The sequence below is a fragment of the Candidatus Accumulibacter vicinus genome, assembly GCF_000584955.1.
GTDB lineage: Bacteria > Pseudomonadota > Gammaproteobacteria > Burkholderiales > Rhodocyclaceae > Accumulibacter > Accumulibacter vicinus.
The window spans coordinates 124,997-129,807 of sequence record NZ_JDSS02000018.1; the positions used below are offsets into that span (position 1 = coordinate 124,997).

Below are 4,811 nucleotides of genomic sequence, written 5' to 3' on the forward strand. Positions count from 1 at the left end.
TCGCCATCGCCGAAGCCGCCGTCGACCGCAGCGGCGGCCAGCCCTACCTGACGCAGCTCTACGGCTCGCTGCTCGTCGACCGCCTCAACGACGACAGGCGCCAGTCGGCGACGCCGGCCGACCTCGCCGCCGTCGAGGAAGACGTGCTCGACCAGGCCGGCTATTACTTCCGCAACGTCTGGAGCGACCTCGGCCCGGCGGCGCAGGCCGTCGTGCTGGCCGCCGCCCAGGGGCAGGCCCTGCCACCCGCGGGCGTTTCGCTGCCCGCCCTGCGCCGCCGCCAGATCACCGGCGACAACGGCGAACTGCTCGTGCCGGTCTTCGGGCGCTGGCTGCGCGAGCGGCAAATCGACGCCTGAGCAAGTCAGGGGGCGATGAGCGACTTTTACGGGAGAATACGCCAATGGGCAGCCAGATCTTCATCAGCTACAGCCGGGCTGACAAGGACAGCTACGATGGCCAGGACTTCATCGCCGAGCTTCTGCAGGCGCTGAGAACGGTCCCCGGCATTCGGGATCGACTCTGGATCGACGAGCAAGGCATCGAGGTCGGCGACCGGTTCGACGACGTGATACAGCAAGCCATGGTGGATTCGGCCATTGCGATCCTGCTCGTCAGCAACCATTTTCTGAACTCCGACTACGTCACTCGACGCGAGCTGCCCTTCCTGCTGCGCCGTACTGAATGCCAGGGCCTGAAACTTGGCATCCTATACCTCGGTGCCGTCCCCGACGCGGCCTTGTCGTCCGACCGCGTCGACCACGACGGCAAGCCTTACCGGCTCGAACTGCTCAGGACCCACAGCTTCAACCACCCGACGAAGCCGCTGAGCGCGATGAAGAGCCGGAGTGATCGCGATCTCCTCTATCGCAAGGTCGTCGAATGGGCTGGCCGGCAGTTGCCCCCGGTGTCGCTGCCGGCGCCTCAGGCCAGCGGGCCGCGCCCCGAACTGGCGATCTTCCTCGAAGCTCGCCGGGACCACTGGCAACACCAGTTCTGCATGGGCACGCATGCCAGTCCGATCCGGCCCCGACTCGATTGCCCGGCCCCCGCGACGGTCATCGGTTACGATCTCGACGGCGAGTTCCTGTTCAACCTGCTTTTCGGCAGCGACCCCGCAACCTTCGGGGACCTCTTCGCGCTGGCATTTGCGACCAACGGTGCCGCCGAACCGACGCTTGGACCCCTGCGCGTACACCTGCTCACGGCCAGCGAGCAACTGCATCGCCTGCCCTGGAGCACTCTCGCCTACCAGGGCCGCGCGCTCAGCCAGGTCGGCTGGACAGTCGAGTTCCACACGCCGGGCGAGCCGGAGTTTCCGGACCATCCACGCCATCGCTGCCACTTCCCCGGCCGGCTGCTGCTGGCGACTTGCGCGCAACGCCGACAGGCCGCGCACTTCGACGACCTGCGGCACTTCTTTCAGCGCCACTGGCCGCAAAATCCCGAGCCGGCGCTGGCCGCCGATGCCGACGCCTTGCGCGGCGCGCTGCAAGTGGGCTCGACACGGCTGGTGTACTACTACGGGCCGGCCTCGCGCGATGGCCTGCTGTTGCAGGATGCGGCCGATGGCGGGTGCGTGTCGTGGTCGGAGCTGGCCAAATGGTTGCGGGAATCCCGCTCCGTCTCGCTGCTCTTTCTCAACCTCGTGAATGAAGCGGGCGACGAGGCGCTCGCGCACGGGCCACTCCTGCTCGACACCGTCAAGGGCGCAGTGCTCTTTCAATGCAACCCGCGTGCCGCCGCCCACGCCGCCGCCAGGGCCGGCCTGGCCTGGCTGGAAGCGGTATTCTCGCGCCGGATCGATCCGGTGGTCGCCCTGCACCGGCACGGCTGCGGACACATCAGCGCCTGGACGCGCTACTCGACCTGGGAGACGGTCGAGCCCGCGCGTCTGCAGAACCCCGACCTGGTCAATCTGCTGCTCGATCGCAAACAGCAGCGCGACACCTTGTCAGGCGCCAGGGATGAGTTCCATACCGATACCGTGCGCCGGATTCACCACGTCGTGGCGCTCGGAACACCCGGTTGCCGAACCCGCGATTTCCCGCCGATGATCCAGCAACACCTGGTCCGCAACCAGCGCGAGGGCGAGGTCTACTACTACCAGTCGGTCGATTTGACTCCCGGCATCGACGATGTGCAAGGCGTCGACGATCGGGTGCGCCGCCGTTTCCGGCTCACCCCCCGCCAGGCCGTGCTCGACGGTCTGCTCGACCGGGAGGCGCTGGCCGGAACGGCGTTCTGCTTCCTCGTGCTCGGCTGGCAAGCCGGCGAAGCCAGCGGCGATGCCCCCCGCTTGTTGCGCACCGTCGCCGAGTGGTGCCGCACACGGCTGGCGGCCGAACTCGGCGCGGACGGATGGCAAGCCAGGGTCCGCGTGATCTCGATCGTCGCCCTGGAAGCCGAACGGACCGACGAACTCGCGAACACGGTCGACGAGTTGATCGAAGCGTATGACGCGGAACGATGCTTTCACTTTGCCAGACTCGAACGCCTGGCCGCCGTGCTCCGCTCGGACTTGCGCACCTATTTCCGCAACGAGACCCTCTGTGGTTGCCACGATCGCTACCGGGAAGAGTTTCCCGAACTGTTGCTCGGCAAGCGCAAGGAAATGCCGTTCGACGAAGCGGTCAGCACCATCCGCCGCGGCGAACCCGACAACTGGGGCAATCTGGTCGACGAACTGAAGGACCTTGCCGCTACCGGCGCCTGGCCGCCGCCGCATTACGACGCCAATTTCTGGAGCCGACGCGATGCCCGCTGACGATTTACCGTTCTTGCCGTTCGAGCTGATCGAGCAGCCGCCGGCGCCCCCTGCGACCCACGACGCCACCGCCAGACGACAACTCCTGGCGCGCCGCCGACCGCCGCCGTTCCTCGGCAGCCACCACCAGGCGGCCATGCGTTACCGGCCTTCCGACGACCTGCTGCTGGCGCTCAACATGGCGCTGCATACCGGCAGTCCGCTGCTCCTGACCGGCGAGCCCGGCACCGGCAAGACGCAGGCGGCGGACTTCGTCAGTGCGTATTTCGCCATCCCGATCTTCAGGTTCCTGGTCAAATCGACCTCCACCGCGCAAGACCTGATGTACGAGTTCGATGCCGTCGGCTATCTGCACTGGGCGCAGTCGGACCGCCGCCCGACGGATGCGCGGCCAGGCAGCGGGAGAGCCAGTACCAGAGAAGCTGTCGCCGTGCGACAAGGCTTTCTGCACAAGCGGGCACTCTGGCAGGCCTACGACACCGACGGCGACGCGGTGGTGCTGATCGACGAGATCGACAAGGCCTCGCGCGACTTCCCCAACGATCTGCTGCACGAACTCGACCAGCACAGCTTTCCGCATCCCTTCGACCACCGGCAGTGGATCGCGCCGCGCACCGGGCGGCGGCCGCTGGTGATCGTCACCAGCAACGACGAACGCCGCCTGCCCGATGCCTTTCTGCGCCGCTGCATCTTCCATCGCATCGAACTCGACGAAGATCTCGTCAAAGCCGCGGTCGAAAGCATGGCCGGCGCCGACGGCAGCGGTTTCCCCCATCTCGACGCGGACGCGCGCGCCGCGGCCCGCCGGCGCTTCTGGCAGTTGCGCGAGATACCGGGGCTGGACAAGAAACCCTCGACGGCCGAGCTGCTCACCTGGTTGAGCATCCTCAGTGCCCAGCGCGTCGACGCGCAGACCCTGGACGGCTGCCGGCTTACAAACCTGCCGGCTCTCGGCGCCCTGATCAAGGACGCCGGCGACCTCGCCCGGTTGCGTTGAGCGATGCCGCGCGACGGGCGCGACCGCCTCGCCGAACTCGGCGACTTCCTGGCGGCCTTGCGCCACAATGGCGTGCCGGTGGGCCCGGGCGAAATCGAACGCCTGCGCCACCTCTTCGCGTGCCAGCCGCGCCTCGAGCACGCGGGCCTGAAAGCGCTGCTGGCGGCACTGCTGGTGAAGACCCCGGCGCAGCGCGAAGCCTTCGAAGGACTTTTCGCCGCCTGGTGCCCTGACCACGAAGCCGACTGGCCGGAGCCGGAACCCACCGCAGCCTCCTCGTCGACGCCGCCGCCCGCCACTGACGACGGTGCCCGATCGCTGTTCGAGCCGCCCCCTCCGCCGCCGCCCCCCGACTGGATCAGGCGACTCCTCTTCGCCGGTGTCGGGCTGCTGCTCGTCGCCTGGTTGATCTGGTCGTTGTCGCCGCCCCAAACGAAGCCTCAAGAAGCTGTGAAGCTGCCGACCGTGCCGGCTGCTCCGGGACCGAACCAGGCGAACCAGGACCCGGACCTCCCCGACCAGCCGGTCAACGCCTTCTGGAGCTGGCGTATCGACGACATTGCGCCCGCATCCATCCACGTACCGAACCGGCTCGGTCCGCTCGCTTTGACGCTGCTCGGCGCGATCGCGCTGGCGCTGGTGCTTTTCCTGTGCCGGCACTATCGGCAACGCTTCCCGATCATCCAGGCCACCCCACAAGCCTACCGAGGCTTCGGCTGGCAACCGCTGCCCCCGCCGGCGCGCGACGACGGCGCGCTGATCGACGCGCGCGCGCGCCGCCAGCTCGTGTGGAACATCGAACGCTTCGTCGCCGACGATCCCACGCGCCGCCTGGATCTGCCCAGAACGGTCGAGCAGAGCGCGCGCGCCGGTGGTTTCGTGCGCTTCTGCTTCGAGCGCGCCGTCTACGAGCGCGCCATCTGGTTCTGGCTCGACCGCCACCTCGAGCGACCGACCCCGAGGGAAATCGCCGCGCAGTTGGCCGCCACGCTGCGTGCCGCCGGACTGGAGGCGCGGCAAGGCTTCTTTACCGACGCTCCGCGGCGC

Annotated in this window: 2 protein-coding genes and 2 pseudogenes; all 4 read left to right on the forward strand. The window is 68.0% G+C overall.

The features are described 5' to 3' along the window. Positions 1–359, forward strand: a pseudogene (locus tag CAPSK01_RS05535) (ATP-binding protein); the annotation flags it as partial. 44 nt (positions 360–403) lie between these two features. Next, positions 404–2,767, forward strand: a complete 2,364-nt coding sequence (locus CAPSK01_RS05540) for a toll/interleukin-1 receptor domain-containing protein (RefSeq protein ID WP_034923505.1) — start codon at positions 404–406, stop codon at positions 2,765–2,767. A gap of 13 nt (positions 2,768–2,780) precedes the next feature. Continuing rightward, the gene (locus CAPSK01_RS05545; protein WP_273703161.1) at positions 2,781–3,764 is read left to right on the forward strand and encodes a MoxR family ATPase; all 984 of its coding nucleotides are present in this window, start codon (positions 2,781–2,783) and stop codon (positions 3,762–3,764) included. Positions 3,765–3,767: 3 nt separating this feature from the next. Next, positions 3,768–4,811 (forward strand): annotated as a pseudogene (locus CAPSK01_RS05550) (hypothetical protein); the annotation flags it as partial.

What these genes read in the sequence shown, in the direction of transcription:
- CAPSK01_RS05540 (WP_034923505.1), top strand. Translation starts at nt 404, where the DNA reads ATGGGCAGCCAGATCTTCATCAGCTACAGCCGGGCTGACAAGGACAGC.